The organism is Pseudoalteromonas sp. Z1A6, from assembly GCF_011378745.1.
GTDB classification, from domain to species: domain Bacteria; phylum Pseudomonadota; class Gammaproteobacteria; order Enterobacterales; family Alteromonadaceae; genus Pseudoalteromonas; species Pseudoalteromonas arctica.
The window spans coordinates 1-20218 of record NZ_WTKW01000031.1; the positions used below are offsets into that span (position 1 = coordinate 1).

Here is a 20218-nt window from a genome sequence, read left to right on the forward strand (position 1 = left end):
ACAGCGCCGATGATAGTGTAGCATTTGCTATGTGAAAGTAGGACATTGCCAGGATTTAATTAAGAGAAACCCGTTATAGCAATATAACGGGTTTTTTGCTTTTTGAAATTAGTAAAACTCTGCATACTAAGAGATGATACGATTAATAATAGTGTAGTATTTCACTGTGACTCTCTACCGCTGTGGGCACTACGACATCCTACTGCGTAGCGCACCGACTTCACATTGTAGAGCGCTCGAACTTAAGATTCGGGCTTTTTTATGTCTGCAGAAAAGTGAAAAACACGCAATTAACACACACTCACATCAACACCTATCACGTAGGTCGGGCGAGCGTAGCGACTCCCGACACTAAAATCATAAAAATCTCCGCTCGACAATGAGTTCGTAGCATTTGCACTGTGACTCTCCACCGCAGTGGGCATCATGACATTACCAGGATTTAATTAAGAGAAACCAGATACAGTAATGTGACGTTTTTTTCTATTTAAATTTAGTAAAATCTCACCGTTAAATTCGACAACAAAACTAGGTGCACCTAATAGCGCGTGTTAAAATCCAATTCTTATGAATGACGATATAGAGGTCTAGATTGCCTACAGCTGATTACCAAAAGGTGCTTGATGAAATAGCACATGAAGTACGTCCTTTATTATCACAAGGGAAAGTAGCTGATTATATACCGGCGCTTGCCGAGGTTGATCCGGAACAATTTTCTATCGCTATTTATACAACTGATGGTGAAACTGTGTGCGCAGGGGATTGTTCTCAACGCTTCACTATTCAATCAGTTTCTAAAGTTATGACACTTACTATGGCACTACAGCGTTATGGTGATGAACTTTGGCATAGAGTCGGAAAGGAACCCTCAGGTACAGCCTTTAACTCGCTTACACAGCTTGAGTTTGAAAAGGGGATTCCTCGTAACCCATTCATCAATGCAGGCGCAATTGTAACGTGTGATGCATTATACAGCCGCTTATCTGCGCCAATGCATTCTATGCTCGAAACTTTCAGGTTATTAGCTGGTAATAGAGGCATAGTAATTGATAAAAAAGTCGCTAATTCAGAGTATGAGTTCAGGCACCGAAATGCTGCTATGGCACATTTAATGAAGTCATTTGGTAATTTTGAAAACGAAGTTGATGATGTTTTGTGGGCTTACTTTAACTTTTGTTCTATTGAGCTCAACTGTATTGAATTAGCAAAAGCTTATAATTTTTTAGCTAATAAAGGTGTTGATAATCGATCGGGCAATCGTGTTTTAAGTAGTCGTCAGAATAAACAGCTTAATTCGCTTTTATTCACGAGTGGTTTATATGATGCTGCGGGTGATTTTGGTTACAGAGTGGGCATGCCAGGTAAGTCGGGAGTGTCAGGAACTATTTTAGCTGTGTTACCAAATAAGTTTACTGTAGCTGTTTATTCTCCGGGGCTTAATTCGTTTGGTAACTCCGTTGCAGGAATAGCAGCATTAGAACTGCTATCTAAAAAGCTCGATATTTCTATTTTTTAGGAAATCGATAGGGAGCAATAATTGCTCCCACCGTTATTTATTGTTCCCAATAAACTTGTTCTAAACAATCTTCACGTTCAGGTAAACCACGAGATAAACGCGGAGAGTGCTGAACTAATACTTCATAGCTCGCTCGGTTAGCATATTTACTAATTTGCGATAGTGACGAGTAAGTAATAGCTTGTTGCTGATGTTTAGCTGAGTTTGCCACATTAAGCTTATGGTAAACATTCGCTGACAAATCATGTAGTACAGCCGCAAGTGCGCAGTCACCTGCACCATTGGTGTTTTTTATTGAATCAGGTCCACCCATAAATGGGGCCGTATGACTGTATGCTCTGATAGGTTCATCACACTCATCTTTACGCATAGCTCGTGAGAATTCGTAACGGTTAAAATCAGGTATGGCGCCTGGTAGTAACGGGTATTCGGTTTCACGCTTTAAGCTTTCGTCTACGTAGCCGGCCATAAATAAGCCTTTTTCGCCAGCGGTACAAATAACTAAGTCTACCCAATCAAGTGCTTTATCAGCAGCTAGAAGAGGATCTTCAAAACCTGTAATAGCTAAACCTTCTTCTTCGTTCATAGCAAGAATATCAACATGCTTTTCAACAAAGTTTGCCCACCAAGTAGGGTCTTGTTCAATTAAGAACTTAGTACCGAGTGTTAGCACAACTGGCACACCTGCGTCATTAGCGTATTTTACCGCTTGCATAGTGGCTTCAGTCATTGTTTCGCTACCTTGAGTACGCATAAGATAGGCACTAATCACTAACGCTGATGAATTCTCAATAAGGTCTTTATCGATAGATTCAGGACGTAAGTGATTCATTAGGCCTGCACTTATTGCAAAAGTACGCTCACCGGTTTCATCAATTAATGTAAAACAACGCCCTACAGGCCCATCAACTGGTTGAAGGTAGTTTAAGTCTACACGGCTTGAGGTATTACATAAAAAACGGTAAGCGTAGCTACCTATTTTTATATTTTCGCTCATTACGCCTAATAAAACTGAGCGATCATCTGCAAGTACAGAGTAGTTGTGCATAGTGTTACCAATGGTTCCACCGGCAAACTCAAAATCAACCATATTGTTTAATTTTAAACGATCGTATAAGGCGTTTGTTGTATCGCTATCAATAACTTGCGACATCCCTCTACGTAGTTGAAATTCGTCAAGGAAAGCTTGATCAACTTTTGCCTCTATATCAACAACGATCTGATCGATACCCGTAATATAACTACGTTGTAATCGCTCTGTTGCGTTAAGTTGATTGGTAAGTGGATCTTTGGCTTCCACTGGAAAATAATGTTTATGCCTGCGGCGTCCAGGAAATTTCATTTGCTACCCGTGTTGTGAGCTAAATAAAAAAAGCGTGAGATTATAGCGTAAATCAGCACGAGTGAGCCATTACAAACGGGTAAATATTGTTTTATTTTTGGAATAAAGTAATGAATGGCGCACTTTAGAGTGCTAACTAGGTATAATTACAGCATAAAAGGTTATTTAAGTAGAAATAATGAACGAACCATTTGATGATTCCTACTGGATGGAACAAGCGCTTTTGTATGCAAAGCAAGCAGAGCTGCTTGATGAAATTCCGGTTGGAGCAATTGTAGTCAAAGATAACCAGCTAGTTTCAGTCGGGTATAACCGCTCAATAACGGATAATGACCCATCTGCCCATGCCGAAATGATTGCAGTGCGAGAAGCTGGAAAAGTCCTTAACAATTACCGCTTAATTGATTGCACCCTATACGTAACGTTAGAGCCATGTTCTATGTGTGCGGGATTGTTAGTGCATAGCAGAATAAAGCGTTTAGTATTTGGAGCAGTCGATGCTAAAACAGGGTCTGCGGGTTCAATTATGAATTTATTACAAGAGCCTAAGTTAAATCATCAAGTTGAGGTGTGCGGTGGTGTTTTGGCACAGCTGTGCGGTGATACTATTTCGAATTTTTTTAAACGTAGAAGAGCGCAAATTAAAGCAGCTAAGAAAGCTGCTCGTGATGAACAAATAAATAAGCCTAACTAGAGTTAACTAGCGATTGGCTCTATTTCTGATTCGGCCATTTGCTGCATAGCAAACATTCGGCGACGCCAGATGATTTTTTTGTGTAGTTTTCGCAACATAACACGACGACGTGTGGCCGTTGAATAAATGACATTGCGTTTTAATCTTTGTGTGCGTCTACGTTTTAGCATGTTTTCTCCTAATGCAAGAGTGAGAAAGGCACGGGTATATCTTATAAAATAATAATATACAATTAACACACATTAGTGATCATTTGGTGACAAGTAAACAGATATTTAATTTACTTAAATTTTGCTTACTGACATACTCAATAAACGGGTACTTATATTAATCTTAGCCATTGTTTTCACTCGACTGTTCGGGTTCGATTATAGGTTGTTGTTTTTCTGTTTGAGCTTCATCTGCCTTACTTTTTACTTCACTTTTTACTTCACTTTTTACTTCACTTTTTTCGTTTAGCTTTAGCTTTAGCTCAGTATCAGTGCTCAACTCTGTAATTGGTTTTGGCTCAGGCTCTGCAGCAATAGCATCATTTTCATCTAGCCAAACAAGTGCATCGTAATAGCGACGAATATTATCGACATATTTAACAGCTACATCGCCTCGGGCATAACCGTAGCGAGTTTTACGGTAATAGCGCTTTTTAATTAATAGCGGTAGGCGTTTTTTTACATCAGCCCATTTGTCAGGACTTGCACCTTGCTGTTCGGTAATTATACGTGCGTCGTTAACGTGCCCCCAACCTACATTGTATCCGGCCAAAGCAAGCCATGTGCGGTCGGGTTGCGGGATACGGTCAGGAATACGTTTAATAAGCTTGCTTAAGTATTTAGCGCCACCACGAATGTTTTGCTCTGGCTCTAATCGGTTAGTAACACCCACTTGTTTGGCTGTACTGCGAGTTAGCATCATGATGCCGCGCACACCTGTTGGTGATTTAGCGCGAGGATTCCACATAGATTCTTGATAGCTTAGTGCTGCTAATAATCGCCAGTCAAGGCTACCTGCATATTGTTCAAACCATGGCTGGTATGTTGGTAAGGTTTCTTTAATTGCTTCGATATAAGCAAGGGTATTTACATAATTAAATTGGCGTACGTGACCAAAATACTTTTCTTCGAGTACGTAGAGCTGGTTACTTTGCTTAACGTCACCAAAAAATGGCACCAATAACGCATATAAAGAGTCGTCATCTGATTTATTGAGTATCCATGCAATAGGGTCGTTATGGCTAACTGAAAAACCGATGCTTAAATTGGGGTGATAACGGCGAAACAACGATAATGTATGTGTATCGGCTAGGGTGTAATCTATCTCGCCATCAATAACCGCTTGAAGTAATTCTTCTTCATCAAACTCTTCGCTCTCTATCCAGGTAAGGTCTGGATTGTTCTTCTTCATTTTTTGTAGAGTAAGCGAGTGGCTACTTTTAGCTATAACAGTAAAGTTACCGTCTAAATCGTCAAACTCTCGAGGACGAACGCGACCTTGCTTATAAACTAATTTTTGGCTAATTGTTCTGTAAGTTGGCCCAAAGCGGTATTGCTCTGCACGGGTTTTATTATAGGTAAGTCCTGACGCTATTAAGTCTAAATCACCGCTTTCAAGGCGTTCAAACATGTCAGATAAGTTAAAGAAAGGGACTATTTCAAGCTCTACACCTAAATATTCAGCGAAGGCTTGAGATAACTCATATTCAAAGCCTTGCTCACCTTGAACGGCTTGATAATAATTACTAGCACTCGCAAGGGTACCCACACGTATTTTATTGTGTTCTTTTATTTGGGCGAGTTGAGTTGGCTGCTCTTGCATATCGCATGCACATAACAGCATAACTAAAGTAATGATTATTATTAGTTTTTCTTTGAACATTGAGTGCCCCTTAAGCTCGCCAGTCACCGTTATAGCAAAACTAAGCCATCGCGTCACTTTACCTTTTATTTTATTAACCAAAAGAGGCTATAAATAAAGCTAAAAAGTTAATTTTATGAAAAGCGTAATTTTGAGTTAAATCTGAATGCTAATTGGACTATAATGCGTGCCTAAAATATCGTTCAATCCCTAACCCCGGATGAAATTACCTATGTTGATCCTTCGTGGTGCACCAGCACTGTCAGAGTTCAGAGTTAATAAAATTTTAGCGCGTTGCCAACAATCGCAACTTCCAGTCACTAACGTATACGCCGAGTATGCTCACTTTGCCGATTTAACATCGCCGTTGAGTAGCTCCGAGCAAACCAAGCTTGAAAAACTATTAACTTACGGTCCAACCATTGCTGAGCATACCCCAGCCGGCAAACTTGTACTTGTTACACCTCGCCCAGGTACCATTTCACCTTGGGCATCTAAAGCAACCGATATTGCCCATAACTGTGGTTTAAAACAGGTTCACCGTGTTGAACGCGGTATTGCTTATTATGTTGAAGGTGACTTAAACGCAGAACAACTTGCACAAGTAATTGCGTTATTACACGACCGTATGACCGAAGCCACGCATAGTGAGCTTGAAGATGCTGCACAACTGTTTCGCAGTGATGCACCGCGCCAAATGTCGTCTGTTGATATTTTAGGTGGCGGACGCGAAGCATTAGCAATAGCCAATGTTGAGCAAGGTTTTGCCCTTGCTGATGACGAAATAGATTACTTGGTAGAAAACTTTATAAAGTTAGGACGTAACCCTAATGATATCGAATTGTTTATGTTTGCACAGGCAAACTCAGAGCATTGTCGCCATAAAATATTTAATGCTGACTGGACAATCGATGGAAAAGAGCAGCCAAAATCGCTGTTTAAAATGATTAAAAATACCTTTGAGCTAAATCCTGAAAATGTATTGTCGGCGTATAAAGATAACGCGGCAGTAATGAAAGGCTCAAAAGCGGGTCGCTTCTTCCCAAATGCGCAAGGTGAATATGCGTATCATCAAGAAGACATTGAAATATTAATGAAAGTTGAAACTCATAACCATCCAACAGCTATTGCGCCATTCTCTGGTGCAGCTACGGGCTCTGGCGGTGAGATTCGCGATGAAGGCGCAACAGGTCGTGGCTCTAAACCAAAAGCTGGTTTAGTTGGCTTTACGGTATCAAACTTACGTATTCCAGGTTACGAGCAACCATGGGAAAGCGATTTTGGTAAGCCGAGTCGTATTGTTAACGCGCTTGATATTATGACAGAAGGTCCACTGGGCGGCGCTGCATTTAATAATGAGTTTGGTCGTCCTAATTTACTAGGTTACTTCCGTACTTACGAAGAAAAAGTAACAAGCCATAACGGCGAAGAAGTACGTGGTTACCATAAACCAATTATGCTTGCTGGCGGTTTAGGTAATATTCGCTCTGATCATGTTCAAAAAGGGGATATACCTGTTGGCGCTAAATTAATTGCGCTAGGCGGACCTGCAATGAACATTGGTTTAGGCGGTGGTGCTGCATCAAGCATGGCTTCAGGTCAATCAAACGAAGATTTAGATTTTGCTTCTGTACAACGCGAAAACCCAGAAATGGAACGTCGTTGCCAAGAAGTTATCGATAAATGTTGGCAGCTAGGTGACGAAAACCCAATTGCATTCATCCACGATGTAGGCGCTGGCGGTTTATCAAATGCGTTTCCTGAGCTTGTTAACGATGGTGGACGTGGTGGTAAGTTCCAATTACGCAGCATCCCTAACGATGAGCCAGGCATGGCACCACACGAAATTTGGTGTAATGAATCACAAGAACGTTATGTACTCGCTGTTGGCGTAGAAGACTTTGATCGCTTTGAAGCAATTTGTAAGCGCGAACGCGCTCAGTACGCAGTTATTGGTGAAGCAACCGCTGAACCTCACTTAACCGTGTCAGACAGTCACTTTAAAAATGACCCCGTTGATTTACCGCTGGACGTATTATTAGGTAAAGCACCTAAAATGCACCGCGATGTAACGTCAAAGCAAGTTGTTGGTAAAGCGCTTGATACTACATTAATAAATGCAGCCGATGCAGCGCAGCGCTTAATGCGTTTACCAGCCATTGCAGAAAAAACATTCCTAATAACAATCGGCGATCGCTCAGTTACTGGCTTAGTGGCGCGCGATCAAATGGTCGGTCCTTGGCAAGTACCTGTTGCTAACTGTGCAGTAACTGCGGCAACGTATGACACTTATCACGGTGAAGCTATGTCACTTGGTGAGCGTACTCCTGCGGCATTACTTAATTACGGTGCATCTGCTCGTTTAGCGGTGGCTGAATCGTTAACTAATATTGCCTGTGCAAACATTGGTAGCCTTGAAAATATTAAGTTATCAGCAAACTGGATGGCAGCAGCGGGTCACCCAGGTGAAGATGCGGGCTTGTATGAAGCAGTTAAAGCCGTAGGCGAAGAACTTTGCCCTGCGCTTGGTTTAACTATTCCAGTAGGTAAAGATTCTATGTCGATGAAAACGACATGGAAAGATGAAGGTGACTCACAAGAAAAATCAGTAACATCGCCGCTTTCATTGGTTATAACTGCGTTTGGTCGTGTTGACGACGTACGTAAAACAGTAACTCCAGAACTGCGTACAGATAAAGGCGATACATCGCTTATATTAGTTGATTTAGGTGCGGGTAAAAACCGCATGGGCGCATCAAGCCTTGCGCAAGTTTATAAGCAATTGGGTGATGTAACACCTGATGTTGATAGCCCTGAGTTATTAAAAGGCTTTTATAACGCAATGCAAGCGCTAGTGGCTGATAGTAAGTTACTTGCTTATCATGACCGTTCAGACGGTGGTTTATTTACCACGGTTGCTGAAATGGCGTTTACGGGTCATACCGGTGTAACGGTTGATTTAGCAGATTTAACAGGCTCTGACATTGAAGCGCTTTATAACGAAGAGCTAGGTGCAGTAATTCAAGTTGCAAATAGTGATTTAGATGCAGTAAATGTTGTGTTTGAACAACATGGTATTGCAGCAATTACTCACAACATCGGTACACTTAATAGCGACGATACGATTATATTTAACCGTGGCGAAAACACGGTGCTTAATCATACGCGTACTGAGCTTCGTACTATTTGGGCTGAAACAACGTATCAAATGCAAGCGCGTCGTGATAACCCCGAGTGTGCTAAGCAAGAGTTTGATGCAAAATTTGATGTAAAAGATCCTGGCTTAAATGTAAAACTAAACTTTGATTTAAACGAAGACATAGCAGCGCCATACATTGCAACCGGTGCTAAACCGCAAATGGCTATTTTACGTGAGCAAGGTGTTAACTCTCACCTAGAAATGGCAGCAGCGTTTAACCGCGCAGGTTTTGCAGCCGTTGATGTACACATGAGCGACATTTTAGAAGGTCGTTTAACACTAGAGCAGTTTAAAGGTTTAGTGGCATGTGGTGGCTTCTCTTACGGTGACGTACTTGGTGCGGGTGAAGGTTGGGCTAAGTCTATTTTGTTTAACGACATGGCACGCGATCAGTTCCAAAACTTCTTCCATCGTGAAGATACCTTTAGCTTAGGTGTATGTAACGGTTGCCAAATGTTATCAACGTTAAAAGAGTTGATCCCTGGCACTGAGCACTGGCCGCGTTTTGTAACTAATAAATCAGAGCGTTTTGAAGCTCGCTTTAGTTTAGTTGAAATACAAGAGAATCCATCTGTGTTCTTTAACGGAATGGCTGGCTCACGTATGCCAATTGCGGTTTCTCATGGTGAAGGTCATGCTGAGTTTGCAAACGATGCCGCAACTAAGGCCGCGCTTAATAGCGGCACTGTAGCGGTTAAGTTTGTAGATAACTACGGTAACCCTACAACGCAGTACCCAGCTAACCCGAATGGTTCTCCAGAAGGTATTACCGGTATTACCTCTACTGATGGTCGCGCAACTGTAATGATGCCGCATCCAGAACGCGTATTTAGAAGCGTTGCTAACTCTTGGCATCCTGATGAATGGATCGAAGATAGCCCGTGGATGCGTATGTTCCGTAATGCACGTAAAAATGTAGGTTAATTACATTTGCGTTTATACAAGTTAGATTCATAATCTAGCTGTAAAATAAAAAAGGCTGCATTGTGCAGCCTTTTTTGATTAGTATGCTTTTTGCACCAAGTTAAAAGCACAAAGCATGTAAGGATAGTATGTTTAAACGAGTTGGTTTAATTGTTGGGGCTATATTGCTAAGTATCTTGCTGCTTGGTTATGTATTTCGTTTGCCTTTATTACAGTGGGCTATAGCGCCTGAGCTTAAAAAAGCAGGCATTACGTTAAGTTGTCTCGACTTTTCAATTACGTCTGAGCTAAATATCTATGCTGATAAAGTGTGTGTGAATTATCAAAATCAACAGTTACAACTTACTGGTATTACTGCAAATATAAAACGTATAGATATTAAAAATGCTGTGCTAACGGTTAATCCTTTCCCTAAAAACGATAATGCTAATCAACTTGCTAAAAATCTTGATTTAGCGCTTCCTTCAACCCGTCCATTAATCAGCATTAAACAGCTTGCAGTAAAAAGTGATCAGCTCAATAAGCCACTAAAAATAAGTATATTGGAACCCACACTAAATCAGTTTAATGTCACTGGTGATATAAACGCGAGTGCGATTTTGACTGCTGATAAAGTAAGTGGTCAGTTTGCAGTAAATGACACTCTTTTAAAGCAAGTTATAAACACTAAAAACACCTTAATAGCTGGCGTTAATTTTAATACTCAGCAAGCGTTTAGCTTTGACGGTATAGAGCTTAAATTAAATGGCGATATTAGTGCCCAGTTTACTCATACTTATGAGCAATGTCAGGCCAACGTATTAACCACTGGCAAGTTGGCAACTCATTTTAATTTAAACAGCCAAGCGTTAATGCTTAATACCGATTTGCTTAATAACAAAATTAATTTAACGCCAAGTTGTGCGAATTTAATTTCACCGAGTGAATACGCAGGTTTTGTCAGCAATCAAGTTCCTTTAAATTGGCAACTTAAACTCCCTCAATCAATTCGCTTAAAGGATAGTGAGCTGAGCTTACCTGCAATTAATTTGGTGAGTGAGGGCGTTAAGCAATTTGATATTTTAATGACAGATACAGCAGTTAATATTAAATCGCCACTTGAAAACGTACAGACAAATTTATCAGCTCAAATAAGCACACCCGATATAAATAATTTCAGCGTTAATGCTCAGTTAGTGGGCACTACGATTAAAGGCGATTACGCGGTTGCGCTTGAAAGCTTGCCTGAATTTGTTCCTGCAACAGCGAATGGGCTTAGCCTTGGTGGTCACTTTGATATAAGTGAGTTTATTGACTCAAAACCAGTTGGGCTTATAAATGCTAAATTAACGCTCAATAGTGTAGATGCGTTTGATATAAGCGCAGTGCAATACCAAGGTGATTTAACTGCAAAAATGGATAAGCAGTTAAACGCAGAAGTAACATTAACGCATCAATTTAAAAGCGCACAATATAAAAAATTTAAAGCAACGGATATAAGTAACACATTAACAGCAAATGCTAATTTAGGCGTGGGCGAGTTATTTGCCGAGTTAACAGCAAAAACGAATATAAAGGCTGTTAATAGCCCTGACATAAAACTTAATAATATAAAAGTAGAGTCTAATGGGCTACAAAGCCGTGCACTAAAAGCCACTCATCACGCATTTATAAACGATGTCGAGTTAGTGATAAATCATCATGTATCGGCGCAAGCTAATCCGTTTGAAGTCATTATTCCTGAACAAGGTGTGCTGCCATTAAATGCATTTATTAGTCAATTTGAACCACTTGCGCAACTAACCGAGGGTAAATTTAATGGCTATATTAGTGGTGATGTAAACTTGCAAAACGCTTCATTCAATATAGGGGTTACTCACATAGGTGCACTTTATAACGATTACCTTGCGAGTGATTTGAATAGCGTATTTAGCGGGCAATATAATTCAGGTAAGCTTAATGTAAAACCAACTACCTTTAATTTAAATGAATTTAGAGCCGGTGCTGTTGTAAAAAATATTAAAGGGCAGTGGCAAGTTAACGATAATAGCGCTCTAGTAAACGATATAACGGGCGATGTATTTGGCGGCGAATTTTCGTTAGATACCTACACAGTAGGGAAGCCAAATCAAGTCGCTAATGTTAAGTTTGAAAATATTGATGCGAGTAAACTCGTTACACTCGATGATAAGTCGGGCATTGTATTAACGGGACGCTTGGCGGGGTCTTTACCTGTCCATTTTGATAGTGGAAAAATTGAAATAATTGACGGCAGTTTATTTAGCCAAGGCACAGGTAATTTAAAAATTACTAATAACGCAGCGTTTGATTCGGTGATGCAGCAACAGCAAGAGTTGCAACCTGTGTTAGGATTATTAACAAATCTAGATATTCAAAAGCTAAATAGTAGTGTTGCACTAAAAAGTGATGGTTGGTTAAAACTCGGTGTTAACTTACAAGGTTATAATAAAGCAGAGCAGCAGCAAGTTAACTTTAACTACAATCATGAAGAAAACGTATTTACACTTTTACGCGCATTGCGTTTAAGTGACGAAATTACACAAAAAGTTGAGCAACAATACTCACAAAAAGGAAACTAATAATGAGACAGTCGTTATCGATAAAAGTACTGCTCGCGCTGGGTGCTATTAGCGTACTAAGTGCCTGCACGCACCGTGTTGAGGTGTCTGCAAAAGAGCCTATTACAATTAATTTAAATGTGAAAGTTGATCACGAAATTCGCGTAAAAGTAGACAAAGAACTCGACAGTTTATTTAGTGACGACAGTGAGTTATTTTAAGGAGTTAGAACATGAATACGAAGAAAAAATTAAATATTATTACATTACTTAGCGCTGTATGTATGTCGTTCTCTGTGTGGGCTATTAGCCTTGATGACGCCAAAAACCAAGGTTTAGTCGGTGAGGATAGCTCTGGTTATTTAGGGCTTGTTGTACAAAATGAAGAAGCAAAAGCGGTTGTTGATGACATAAATGCAAAGCGTAAAGCGCAGTACTTAAAGCTGGCTAAAAAGAATAACTTGTCACTTTCACAAGTAGAGGCACTCGCCGCTGCCAAAACAATTGAAAAAACCCAAAGTGGTCATTACGTTGAAGTAAATGGTAACTGGGTTAAAAAATAGCGATCCCAGCTAGCTTTACTTTGCTAAAGCTAAGAATAAAATCAAGAATAAAACCGAGCCTCTAAGCGCTCGGTTTTTTACAGCCTTCGAGTAACTGCTGCCAAAAATCAATACCCTTACGCCTTGCTAGGTTTATATTATGCTCTGGAATAGATTCAGGCTCGTTATAACTATCAAGCGCTTCGCTCATACTTGCTTCGCGGATTAAATGCAGAGTAGGAAAAGGCGCTCTATTTGTGTAGTTTGCGGCATCGGTTTCATCACTGTCGGCAAATACGTAATCAGGATGAAAGTTAGCAATTTGATACTTGCCTTCAAACCCTTGCGCGACTAAAAGCGCATTAGCTAAATCGACCAAGTCTAAAAAGTCTTCAAAATCACTAAAGCCGTTATCAAACATGATAAGCGTTGTTTCGCGCTCTGGTTCACGGTCAAGCTCAACACATTGCTCAAGCATATCCATTACGGCGTCATCCATGCTCGTTGCTGGGCTTACGATGTAATGAATACAATTATTTTCTACTTCTTTGCGGGCAAACGGGCAAAAGTTATATTTAACAATAACAGATGATACCCATTCGCGGGTTTGGCTTATAGCTATGTTGGTCACGGTTTTGGCTCTAAATATTGGTGAATAATGGTAAGTGTTTTTTGTATTGCACCTTGGTTTTTAGCTACGCATTGCGCGGCTTTAATACCTAAGGTTTGGCATGCTTTTGTGTTTTGGCTAAACGTTATGAGCTGCTTTGCTAGTTCGTCGTTGTTATCAACCATTACGGCGCCTTTGAGCTTTATTAGCTCGGGATAAACATGGTCAAAATTATATGTGTGTGGACCTGTTATTACACCTACCGAAAACGCCGCTGATTCCAGTGGGTTATGCCCACCTCTGCGAATTAAGCTGCCACCAATAAAGCTTACATTTGCAGCGCCATATAAACACTGTAACTCACCAAGCGTATCAGCAAGAAGTACTTGTTCATTGTTGTAGTTATTTTGGCTACGACGGCTAAAACTAAGTGGGCTTTGTGTTAAAAGCTCTGCCACTTTATCAAATTGCTCTGGATGGCGCGGAGCAATTATAAGTAATGCATTCGGTTGTTTTTTTAGTAACTCTTGGTGAGCTGCCAATACTAATTCATGTTCTACAGGATGTGTTGAGCCTGCAACCCATACAAAGCGCTCGTCAGTATCGTGCTCATTACTGCTATTTTCATTACTATTATTTTTATTAATACTATAAAGCTGTTTAAGGTTGAGTACTTTGGCTAATTGCTCTTCACTTGGTGTTATATCAAATTTTATAGAGCCTGTTACATAGCTTTTTGAAGTTTCGAGACCAAGCTCTATAAAACGCTCCGCATCTGCCTTGTTATGACTCGCAAGTACTGTAATTGAGCGCATAATAATATGCGTTAATTTAGCGACCTTTTGATAGCCTTGCTGCGACTTTTCAGAGAGTCTTGCATTGATAACAAGTATCGGTATATTTTTTTTGTGACTTATCGCCATTAAATTTGGCCATAGCTCGGTTTCTAAAATACATAATGCTTGTGGCTTAATACGCTTTAAAAATCGGGCTGTCGCAAACGGAAAATCAATTGGTAAGTAGCTACACGCAACAGTATTTTTAAATTGGTTAAGTATTTGCTCTCTGCCTGTTGGGGTATTACAGGTTATAAGTATATTTAAATTTGGATGCGCTTTTTGAAGCGCTTTAATAAGCGGCGTTGCGGCAAGTACCTCACCAACAGACGCACAATGAAAAACTAAAGGCTTGGTTTTAGTCGTAAATAAAGACTTACTGACAAACCCAAAGCGCTCTTTAAAGTGTGCACGATAGCCTTGGTTTTTTTTACCTCGTAAAATATAGAGATAAAATACAATCAGTGGGCTAATAAAAATTAATGCTAAGGAGTAAAAAATGCGTGCCATACTGATCATTCTTAAAGGGAAGTGGCGTTAGTTTACCGTGAAATAGCCGTTTTCTAAACATACTCGCAATAAAATATGGTCTGGGTTCAGTTATAACCCGATAAAATGCACACAATTAAATAAAATTATGGAATAATGGATTTAATTTTTCCCTGCTATTTCAGTTCCTAGAGGAATTTTTCATGTCAATTATCGATTCAGTGGCAGCTAGCTACGTTGAAACATTAAACCGTCATCAAGCATTATTTGAAACGATGGAAGCTTATCATCAAGAATCTATGCAACTGTTAGAAGCATGTCACAGTGCATTACAAGCGGGTGGCAAGATTGTTTGGTTTGGTAACGGCGGTAGTGCAGCCGATGCGCAGCATTTAGCAGCCGAGTTTGTAGTGCGTTATAAATTAGAGCGTGGTCCGCTTGCCTCAATGGCATTGACTACAGACACATCAATTTTAACTGCACACAGCAACGATTATCACTTTGATACGGTGTTTGAACGCCAAGTTCAAGCGCTATGTAAACCAGAAGATTTAGTTATAGGTTTAACCACATCAGGTACTAGTAATAATATTAATTTAGCATTAGAAGCTGCAAATAAACTAGGTGCTTTTACAGTGGCATTAACTGGACGTGATGGCGGTAAAGTAAAAGATATTGCTAAGTTACCTATCATTATAAAAAATGACGAAACAGCACGTATCCAAGAAGCTCACATGTTTATAGGTCACTGGTTATGTGAAGCCATGGATATGGTTGTTGCGGAGCAGCAGTAATGGATTTATCGTTATTAAAAAACTTATCAGCGGCACGAATATTAGTTGTTGGCGACGTAATGCTAGACCGTTATTGGTATGGTGATACAGGTCGAATTTCGCCTGAAGCGCCAGTACCTGTTGTTAAAGTAAGTAAATTTGAAGACAAAGCGGGCGGCGCAGCTAACGTTGCAAAAAATATAGCGCGGTTAGATGCAAAAGTTGGCTTACTGGGCTTAATTGGTGAAGACGAAAGCGGGCAGATTTTAGAGACTATTTTAAAAGGTGAAAAAATAAGTTCACAATTAGTCAGTGTATGTGATTTACCGACTATTTCAAAAATGCGTGTTATTAGCCGCCACCAACAACTCGTTCGTCTTGATTTAGAAGAAACATTTACCGAGCAACACAGTCAACTTTTATTAAACCGTTTAGAGCTTGTACTTGATGAATACGATTTTATTGTGTTCTCTGATTACAGCAAAGGATCTTTAAGCTTAATTAAAGAGATGGTAAGCCTTGCTAAGGGCGCCGGAAAAACGGTTTTAATCGACCCTAAATCGCCAGATTTACATTTATATGAAGGTGCTGATTACATTACGCCTAATTTACATGAGTTTAAGTTAGCGGGTGGTCAAACCGATTCAGAAGAAGCTTTAGCAGCAAGTGCGCGTGATTTAATTAGCAAAAATGGCATTAAAGCCATGTTGCTTACGCGTTCTGAGCAAGGTATGTCGTTAATTAATGCAGATGAAAAGTTTGATTTTGCAGCACAAGAGCTTGAAGTAAGCGATGTGACTGGGGCCGGTGATACGGTTATAGCTACACTCGCGGTTATGCTTGGTGCGGGCATGGAACCTAAAGATGCAGTCGAAATTGCTAATTTAGCGGCAGGTATAGCGGTTAGTAAATTTGGTGCAGCTACAGTTTCGCCAGAAGAGTTAAGTCGTAAGCTTGGTCAGTATTTACATACTACTGGTGAGCATTACCAAACACCATTTGATGATGTACTTCAGCATATTGAATTTGCAAAACAAAACGGTGAAACCATTGTATTTACTAATGGCTGCTTTGATATTTTACATGCTGGGCATGTGCGTTATTTAGCACAAGCTAAAGCGCGAGGCGATAGACTCGTTGTTGGATTAAATAATGACGAATCTATTACGCGCTTAAAGGGAGCAGATCGTCCTATTAACCCACTAGATGAGCGTGCAATGGTGCTTAGCGCACTTTCATCAGTTGATTGGGTTATTCCGTTTGGCAGTCTAGATGAAAACGATACTCCCGCTAAATTAATTGAGCAAATAAGCCCTGATATTTTAGTTAAGGGTGGCGACTATACCGTAGAGCAAATAGCAGGTGCTGAGCATGTACTTCGCCATGGTGGAAAAGTTGAAGTGCTTGAATTTTTAGATGGATGCTCAACATCAAAAGTAATTAGTAAAATTAAACAGTAATTACTGATTTAGTTTGCTTAAAAAATACAAAAAGGGATGAAAACACTGTTTTCATCCCTTTCTTACTTTTAATACGTTACTTTATTAAAGTAACGTATTAAAAGTTATATTCGTACTTAGCAAATGCAGAAGTATCGTTTTCAGCGCCGTCGTTGTTAGACGCAAAAGCACCTAAAGTGACGCGTCCTCCCATAGAAAGCATTCTGTAACGAAGTTCTAATTGCTTACTGTTGTAGGCTGTTTTAGTTATGCTGTTACCTAAATCTGGATTGCTAGGGTACCAATCGCTATTGTCACTATTGTAATCAACACTGCGTAATTTCAACTGCCAATCATCACCATTAGAAAGCTGACCAAGTAGTGTTAGGACAACTGATTGCGCATCATTATCATACGTCGAACCAATAGTGCGTCCATGGTAGCGATAGCCAGACTTATAAGTATCATGCTCATAGTAACAATTTTCAACTATTGATTCAGCTTGGCATGAAACACCAGTATCTATATATTCAACATTTACTAATATGTTTTGAGCATAAATGCGCTGTGTTGTTTGCACACCAAATAAGTATGCTCTATCAGCGGGTTTAAACTGTGAGCTAGCATCTTCACCTATAGTACTGGCATAAACCGCATATGGTTGATCAAATAAGGTATCTGACCAACGAATATCAATACCAGCTAATTGATTACCTATTTTTGACTCTAATTGGCTATCACAACTCTCGCTTCCATCAATACAGCTTGTTTGTCCAGTAACTACATCAATAAAGTCACCTGCTGAGCCAGGTTGTCCGTCACCGGCCCATTGTGCAGACCAGCTAAGTGCAATTTCTAACTGTTGAATAGGGCGAAAATTAACACGAGTACTCCACAGTAAAGCATCAGGTATAACACGCGTAGACTCAAGTTTAGCCATTTGTGCAGTAAAGCTCCATTGACCAATCCAGCTCAGCCATGGTGTATCGAAAGCAGTACTTTTTTCTCTGGTAACACTTAGTGCAGGTAAAGGTTTCGCATTACCTGACATAATTAAGCTGTTATCAACACCAGGTCCCCAAAATTGTTCAACAGCACCGGCTCTAAAAATCCAGTTACCTAAACGGTAAGCTAAGTAACTATCATCAAGTGAGGTATCGTTACAATCGGTTAAAGCTTGCTCGTTGGTAACTATATCGTCAGTCATTTTTCCATCAACTAAACACTTTTTACCGTCTTTTCTATAATTTATAGCTACTTTAGCTGCAAAGTTATCGCCTAAATAAGCGTAAGCTGCAGAAAGCTCTGTTTCTTGAGTATTTGTTGCACCAAAGCTTGTTGCTATGATTGGATCTGTGGCTGCAAAAGCTGATAATTGAAGACTATGTGAGCTACTATTTTCTGATTTATATCGATGTTTAACGCGAAGTAAAGCATCTTGTAAGCTTGGAGATAATTGCTCCAGCGGCATACTTTCCACATCGCTTATAAAACTTTTCCACATAAGCGGATAGGTAGTTACAGGAGCTAAAATAACACCGGCATCAGCTAATTGTTGAATATCAGCTCTTAGACCATAATCATCGGGTTTTACCCATGGCTCAGCATTAACTGATGCGCTCATAGCGCAAAAAAGAGTAGAAAGTAGAAAAATTCTGTTTCGCAAAGTTCAGATCCTTGTGATTAAGATTGCGGCTAAGTTTATCAATCTAAGTCTGCTATTGCAGTAAATAATCAAATATATAGAGTTAATTTAATATATTAAAATGTAACCTGTCTATCGTAATAAGTATCTGATTGATATACTGGAGCTCAAATAGGACATTGAGAATGCAATGAGCAACAAACGACTTTTATTTATTCCAGTATCATCACCAGAAGGCATTGGTGAATATATGCGCTCGTTGTTGTTGGCTCAAAGTTTAAAGGCAGAACTTGCAGATTCTCTCGATATTCACTTTATATTAAATAAGCATACAAGCTACGCAAAAGATTGTCCTTTTGAAGCCACACTACTCGAACACTCAGCGACTAAAGAGCTTGATTTTGTTTGCGACTTTATAGAGCAATTTAAACCTGATGTCGTTGTTTTTGATTGTGCAGGACGTGCAGGGCATATGAAGGCGGCTAAAAAGGTAGGCGCTAAAGTTATATTCATTTCTCAGCATGCAAAAAAACGTGCTAAAGGCTTAAAACTTAACAGAATTAATTTAATTGATACACATTGGGTTGTACAGCCTGATTATTGTATTGAGCCACTTACATGGGCTGAAAGTACTAAGTTAGACATGTTTCCCTTGGCACATCCTCGAAATGTAGGTCCTTTTGTTACATTTGCCTCTTGCGCGCAAAAACGTGATGTTTTAAATCGCTATAACTTAGTATCGGAAGGCTATTTTATTGTAAATGCTGGCTCAGGCGGACATGTATTAAATAACCTTAATTGCGCTGATGTTTACTTTAAAGCCGCGCTTAAAATTACTAAGCACACTGGTTTAAAAGCAGTTGTTGTGTTTGGTCCCAATTATAAGAAAGCCATTCCTGAAAGTGATGAGGTTACTTGTTTAGCAAGTCTGCAAAGTACTGATTTTTTGGCATTAATGAGCCAAGCTAAAATCGCATTACTTAGCGGTGGAGATACTTTACTGCAAGCAATTGCAGTTCAAACCCCCGTTGTGGCATGTGCTATCTCAAAAGATCAAAATACACGTTTGGATCATTGTGTTAATGCAGGTGTTGTCATAAAAGCAAATCTTGATATTGATGAAATCACTACGAAAATAGCTCAAGTTATTAGCGAGCCTTTCTATAATGAATTCGTTGCTAAATATAGCCAACTTGATAATACACATAGCTTCGATGTGATCACTAATGGCATAAAAAATATGCTTATAGGGGATCGCTAATGAATATAGTGATTGTAATTGATTCCCTAGTGGGTGGTGGTGCTGAAAAAGTAATGCTTACCCTTGCTGAGGAAATGGCCAAGTTAAAGCACCGAATCACTATTTTGTCTCTTGCTAACTCTATTGAATATAATATCCCTGAAGTACTTAACGTGGAGAGTTTATTCGCACATAGGGCATCAAAAGTAGATCGATTTTGGCAGCGTAAAAATAGCATTTTAACACTACAAACTTGGTTTGAAAAAAAACAAAGCGAGCTGGGCAATATTGATTTAGTGCTTTCTAATCTTGATAGAAGTAATAACTTGCTCGCGCGTAGTAATATCAAAAATGTTCATTTTGTTATTCACAACTCAGTTAATGCAGAACTTGCACGTCAAAAAAAGTTAGGTCCATTTTCATACTTATATCTTAAAAAAAGTAAGCAAAATTTAAATGGTAAATCACTTATTTGCGTATCAAAGGGTGTTGAAAAAGAAATAATACAAGGGGATTTAATTAACCCAAGTGCAATTGCGACTATTTACAACCCGTTCGATT

Annotated in this window: 16 protein-coding genes; 10 read left to right on the forward strand and 6 right to left on the reverse strand. The window is 39.6% G+C overall.

Annotation, left to right across the window (positions count from 1 at the left end):
* Nucleotides 1–592 precede the first annotated feature (592 nt).
* The gene (glsB, locus tag GQR46_RS03545; RefSeq protein ID WP_007584683.1) at nt 593–1516 is read left to right on the forward strand and encodes a glutaminase B; all 924 of its coding nucleotides are present in this window, start codon (nt 593–595) and stop codon (nt 1514–1516) included.
* Between the two features lie 37 nt (nt 1517–1553).
* Here the strand turns inward: glsB and GQR46_RS03550 are convergent, their stop codons facing one another.
* Entirely contained in the window at nt 1554–2858 is a 1305-nt protein-coding gene (locus GQR46_RS03550) for an inosine/guanosine kinase (RefSeq protein ID WP_010554383.1), read from the reverse strand.
* Between the two features lie 178 nt (nt 2859–3036).
* Here GQR46_RS03550 and tadA point away from each other — a divergent pair, with 178 nt between their 5' ends.
* Nucleotides 3037–3552, forward strand: a complete 516-nt coding sequence (gene tadA / locus GQR46_RS03555; RefSeq protein WP_101162827.1) for a tRNA adenosine(34) deaminase TadA — start codon at nt 3037–3039, stop codon at nt 3550–3552.
* A gap of 2 nt (nt 3553–3554) precedes the next feature.
* Here the strand turns inward: tadA and GQR46_RS03560 are convergent, their stop codons facing one another.
* Entirely contained in the window at nt 3555–3722 is a 168-nt protein-coding gene (locus tag GQR46_RS03560; RefSeq protein WP_007584688.1) for a hypothetical protein, read from the reverse strand.
* Between the two features lie 163 nt (nt 3723–3885).
* Entirely contained in the window at nt 3886–5424 is a 1539-nt protein-coding gene (gene mltF / locus GQR46_RS03565; protein WP_165739960.1) for a membrane-bound lytic murein transglycosylase MltF, read from the reverse strand.
* A 211-nt stretch (nt 5425–5635) separates the two neighbouring features.
* Here mltF and purL point away from each other — a divergent pair, with 211 nt between their 5' ends.
* From purL to GQR46_RS03585, 4 genes are all read left to right on the forward strand, one after another.
* Nucleotides 5636–9526 (forward strand): phosphoribosylformylglycinamidine synthase, encoded by a 3891-nt coding sequence (purL, locus tag GQR46_RS03570; RefSeq protein ID WP_165739962.1) that lies wholly within the window; start codon nt 5636–5638, stop codon nt 9524–9526.
* Nucleotides 9527–9654: 128 nt separating this feature from the next.
* Nucleotides 9655–12105 carry a YdbH domain-containing protein gene (locus GQR46_RS03575; RefSeq protein ID WP_165739964.1) on the forward strand — a complete coding sequence of 817 codons (2451 nt, stop codon included), beginning with the start codon at nt 9655–9657 and terminating at the stop codon, nt 12103–12105.
* 2 nt (nt 12106–12107) lie between these two features.
* A complete protein-coding gene (locus GQR46_RS03580) occupies nt 12108–12305 on the forward strand; it encodes a YnbE family lipoprotein (protein WP_165729381.1) in 198 nt (65 codons plus the stop codon).
* Nucleotides 12306–12316: 11 nt separating this feature from the next.
* Nucleotides 12317–12646 carry a YdbL family protein gene (locus GQR46_RS03585; RefSeq protein WP_165729382.1) on the forward strand — a complete coding sequence of 110 codons (330 nt, stop codon included), beginning with the start codon at nt 12317–12319 and terminating at the stop codon, nt 12644–12646.
* Nucleotides 12647–12707: 61 nt separating this feature from the next.
* Here the strand turns inward: GQR46_RS03585 and GQR46_RS03590 are convergent, their stop codons facing one another.
* Nucleotides 12708–13256: a DUF1415 domain-containing protein gene (locus tag GQR46_RS03590; protein WP_165729383.1), complete on the reverse strand. Its 549-nt coding sequence runs from the start codon at nt 13254–13256 to the stop codon at nt 12708–12710.
* Entirely contained in the window at nt 13253–14581 is a 1329-nt protein-coding gene (gene waaA, locus GQR46_RS03595; protein ID WP_165739966.1) for a lipid IV(A) 3-deoxy-D-manno-octulosonic acid transferase, read from the reverse strand. Before waaA ends, GQR46_RS03590 begins: the two co-directional genes overlap by 4 nt.
* A 182-nt stretch (nt 14582–14763) precedes the next feature.
* On the opposite strand from waaA, the gene GQR46_RS03600 reads away from it, so the two are divergent.
* Both GQR46_RS03600 and hldE read left to right on the forward strand, forming a co-directional pair.
* Nucleotides 14764–15354 carry an SIS domain-containing protein gene (locus GQR46_RS03600; RefSeq protein ID WP_024611243.1) on the forward strand — a complete coding sequence of 197 codons (591 nt, stop codon included), beginning with the start codon at nt 14764–14766 and terminating at the stop codon, nt 15352–15354.
* A complete protein-coding gene (hldE, locus tag GQR46_RS03605; RefSeq protein ID WP_165729385.1) occupies nt 15354–16793 on the forward strand; it encodes a bifunctional D-glycero-beta-D-manno-heptose-7-phosphate kinase/D-glycero-beta-D-manno-heptose 1-phosphate adenylyltransferase HldE in 1440 nt (479 codons plus the stop codon). Before GQR46_RS03600 ends, hldE begins: the two co-directional genes overlap by 1 nt.
* A 97-nt stretch (nt 16794–16890) precedes the next feature.
* Here hldE and GQR46_RS03610 read toward each other — a convergent pair whose 3' ends face one another.
* Complete coding sequence (locus GQR46_RS03610) at nt 16891–18396, reverse strand: capsule assembly Wzi family protein (RefSeq protein WP_165739971.1); 1506 nt, start codon at nt 18394–18396, stop codon at nt 16891–16893.
* Between the two features lie 211 nt (nt 18397–18607).
* Between GQR46_RS03610 and GQR46_RS03615 the strand changes: the two genes are divergently transcribed.
* Together GQR46_RS03615 and GQR46_RS03620 are read left to right on the forward strand one after the other, a co-directional pair.
* Entirely contained in the window at nt 18608–19678 is a 1071-nt protein-coding gene (locus tag GQR46_RS03615) for a glycosyltransferase family 1 protein (RefSeq protein WP_165739968.1), read from the forward strand.
* Nucleotides 19678–20218 (forward strand): glycosyltransferase (locus tag GQR46_RS03620; RefSeq protein ID WP_165739970.1); only part of this gene is annotated, 541 nt, incomplete at its 3' end. The genes GQR46_RS03615 and GQR46_RS03620, both read left to right, overlap by 1 nt.

What these genes read in the sequence shown, in the direction of transcription:
- GQR46_RS03580 (WP_165729381.1), top strand. Translation starts at nt 12,108, where the DNA reads ATGAGACAGTCGTTATCGATAAAAGTACTGCTCGCGCTGGGTGCTATT.
- GQR46_RS03560 (WP_007584688.1), bottom strand. Translation starts at nt 3,722, where the DNA reads ATGCTAAAACGTAGACGCACACAAAGATTAAAACGCAATGTCATTTAT.
- GQR46_RS03610 (WP_165739971.1), bottom strand. Translation starts at nt 18,396, where the DNA reads ATGAGCGCATCAGTTAATGCTGAGCCATGGGTAAAACCCGATGATTAT.
- waaA (WP_165739966.1), bottom strand. Translation starts at nt 14,581, where the DNA reads ATGGCACGCATTTTTTACTCCTTAGCATTAATTTTTATTAGCCCACTG.
- GQR46_RS03600 (WP_024611243.1), top strand. Translation starts at nt 14,764, where the DNA reads ATGTCAATTATCGATTCAGTGGCAGCTAGCTACGTTGAAACATTAAAC.
- hldE (WP_165729385.1), top strand. Translation starts at nt 15,354, where the DNA reads ATGGATTTATCGTTATTAAAAAACTTATCAGCGGCACGAATATTAGTT.
- tadA (WP_101162827.1), top strand. Translation starts at nt 3,037, where the DNA reads ATGAACGAACCATTTGATGATTCCTACTGGATGGAACAAGCGCTTTTG.
- GQR46_RS03585 (WP_165729382.1), top strand. Translation starts at nt 12,317, where the DNA reads ATGAATACGAAGAAAAAATTAAATATTATTACATTACTTAGCGCTGTA.
- GQR46_RS03550 (WP_010554383.1), bottom strand. Translation starts at nt 2,858, where the DNA reads ATGAAATTTCCTGGACGCCGCAGGCATAAACATTATTTTCCAGTGGAA.
- purL (WP_165739962.1), top strand. Translation starts at nt 5,636, where the DNA reads ATGTTGATCCTTCGTGGTGCACCAGCACTGTCAGAGTTCAGAGTTAAT.
- mltF (WP_165739960.1), bottom strand. Translation starts at nt 5,424, where the DNA reads ATGTTCAAAGAAAAACTAATAATAATCATTACTTTAGTTATGCTGTTA.
- GQR46_RS03615 (WP_165739968.1), top strand. Translation starts at nt 18,608, where the DNA reads ATGAGCAACAAACGACTTTTATTTATTCCAGTATCATCACCAGAAGGC.
- GQR46_RS03575 (WP_165739964.1), top strand. Translation starts at nt 9,655, where the DNA reads ATGTTTAAACGAGTTGGTTTAATTGTTGGGGCTATATTGCTAAGTATC.